The 2,268-nt window shown below is 57.1% G+C and carries 2 protein-coding genes; both read right to left on the bottom strand.

The window, feature by feature from the left end; translation table 11 throughout:
* Positions 1–710: plasmid partitioning protein RepB (gene repB, locus EN884_RS33580; RefSeq protein WP_128361028.1), on the bottom strand; the 710-nt coding region annotated here is incomplete at its 3' end.
* Between the two features lie 77 nt (positions 711–787).
* Entirely contained in the window at positions 788–1,990 is a 1,203-nt protein-coding gene (repA, locus tag EN884_RS33575; RefSeq protein ID WP_013525328.1) for a plasmid partitioning protein RepA, read from the bottom strand.
* Positions 1,991–2,268: the final 278 nt, after the last annotated feature.

Below are 2,268 nucleotides of genomic sequence, written 5' to 3'. Positions count from 1 at the left end.
TCACTGCCTGACGTGGCGAACTCTGGACTTGCCACATAGTCGGCCGCCCTGCCCGCGCTATCCGGATGCTCCATAAGCTTGGCGAGCTGCCACCATCTGTCCCGACCAACAGTCTTGGCGGCGCCAATGGCCACAATGACTGGCTCTGGAATGTTGCTGGTAACAGAACGCATCTTCGAGAAGGTCGTGTCATCGAGCGCCAAAGCCGACTTCACCGTGTCGGGCGTGTGGCCGCGCTTGAGAATGCGATCGGCAAACAGGGTCCTTTCGATGAAGGACAAATTGGCCCTTGCGGCGTTCTCTTGGCCCTGGGCAATAACATGATCCTCATCGCCCATCTTCTTGACGACCGCGCGTACTGGCCGTCCCAGCTGGCGGGCAACCTTGACGCGCCGATGCCCGAAGACGGTCTGAAAGCGACCGGAGAGCTCAGGATGAGGCCTGACCAGGATCGGAGAATCTTGTCCTCTTTCCCGAATGGCCGCAAGCAACTCCTGATATGCCTCATCGTCTTCGTCCAGGCGATCCGAAACGAAGGAGGTGTCCACAAATGCCGGATCGAGATCCACGACCGAGCTCTTGGAGAGCTCCTCGAAGGATTGCATGATGGAGCGCGACGCCCCGCGAACGGCATACCCGGATACGTCCTTCGCATCAGCCACTGCCGTCGCAGGGCCCAACACACTGCCGAAAATGTCCCTGCGTGCCATTTAACCGCCTCCAATCGCGGTTAGCGATTTGATTTCAAAGACAAAATTTCCAGTTTTTACTGCCGTAAACTTCGCCGTCATGACCGTCCCCACGCACGATGGATCAGCGTCGCGATTTCAGCATTGACCGCATCGAGGGATTCCAGTGCACGGTCGTAGGTGGAACGGGTAAAGGCCGACTTCTCCACCTCGTAGAGCGTCTGCTTGGTGAGACCCGCGTCCGAAATCGCCGTCGACTTCAACATCGGGTTCTCCAGGATCTGGCCGGCAAGCATGGACTGCATGAAGCCTACCATCTGCGCCTGCGGGATATCCGTCGGCTCGTAGCGTGTGATCAGATATCGAAACCAATCGAGCTCGATTGCCGCACCGGCGGCCTTGATGGTTTTCAATATGCCGCCGAGCATGAGCAGGAACTGGCTCATAGACATCAGGTCGAGCATCTGCGGATGAACTGTAATGAGAACCGACGTCGCCGCCGACATGGCCGTCAACGTCAGGTAGCCAAGCTGGGGCGGGCAATCAACCACGACAACGTCATAGCGATCGTCGACCTCCGTTAACGCCTTCGCCATGCGCGTGAAGAACTGGCGCCCGGCATTGGACGTCTTATCCTGCATGGCGAGGGGCGTGTCGTATTCGTATTCCTGCAATTCGAGATTGGCGGGGATGATATCGAGACCTGGAAAATTCGTCGGAAGGATTACGTCCGCAATCGAGCGGCGTTCGTCATCGTAACGAATCGCCTCATAGAGCGAGAGGTTGTTATCAAGTTCCGGCTGGAACCCATGCAGGGCCGACAGTGAGGCTTGAGGATCGAGATCGATTGCAAGAACACGGTGGCCGGTCAAGGCCAGATGCTGGGCGAGGTGGGCGGCAGTCGTTGTCTTGCCACTGCCCCCCTTGAAGTTGACGACAGCAACGACCTGGAGCTTGTCGCCGGACTTGCGGTGCGGGACATACTTCTTGACTTCGGTCCTGCCATGCTGGTCCAGGAAATGGCGCAGCTCAAGCATCTGCTGGGCAGTGTAGGACCGGCGTCCCGATGGGATCTGCTCGGGCAGGGGGCCCTTGCCCTCCAGATGAAGGCGCTTCAGATTGTTCTGCGAGACACCAAGATAGTGAGCGACTTCTGCCATCGAAAACGAACGCAGCGTCTTCGCCGCATCGGGGGGAAATTTCTCCATCCGAAGCTGGTTAAGGCGCCGTGATATCTCAGCACCCTGCTCGAGGATTTTCTCATCGAACTCGAAGCTCGGTAGCCGCATGGCGATATTCATTCTCGTCGAAAACCTGAATTGGCGCTTTTTGCGATGAAATTATTCAACAAGCGCCATTAAGCTCCGATTCGGAAAGCCCGGCAAGAAGTTTTAGGTTAACAGAAGGTTAACAGCACTAGCGGGCTTCCTTGCGGCCGATTCCTGCTGTCGTCGGATAATGGCGGGTTGTCGTTCGACTGGAACTCTCCCGCTCATCTGGCTAAACGCCTGGTTTTTCTGACACAAAGAGCAGTCTTTACGGCAGTAAAAACCGCCCCATCAGCGGAGCGGCTGAGGGG

The sequence above is a fragment of the Mesorhizobium sp. M7A.F.Ca.AU.001.01.1.1 genome (genome assembly GCF_004022735.1).
In the GTDB taxonomy this organism is placed as follows: domain Bacteria; phylum Pseudomonadota; class Alphaproteobacteria; order Rhizobiales; family Rhizobiaceae; genus Mesorhizobium; species Mesorhizobium ciceri.
The sequence above is the reverse complement of the archived record's forward strand: the minus strand, read 5'-3'. Positions and strand labels throughout refer to the sequence as shown.

Coding starts and splice junctions, on each gene's coding strand:
- repA (WP_013525328.1), bottom strand. CDS start 1,990: ATGAATATCGCCATGCGGCTACCGAGCTTCGAGTTCGATGAGAAAATC.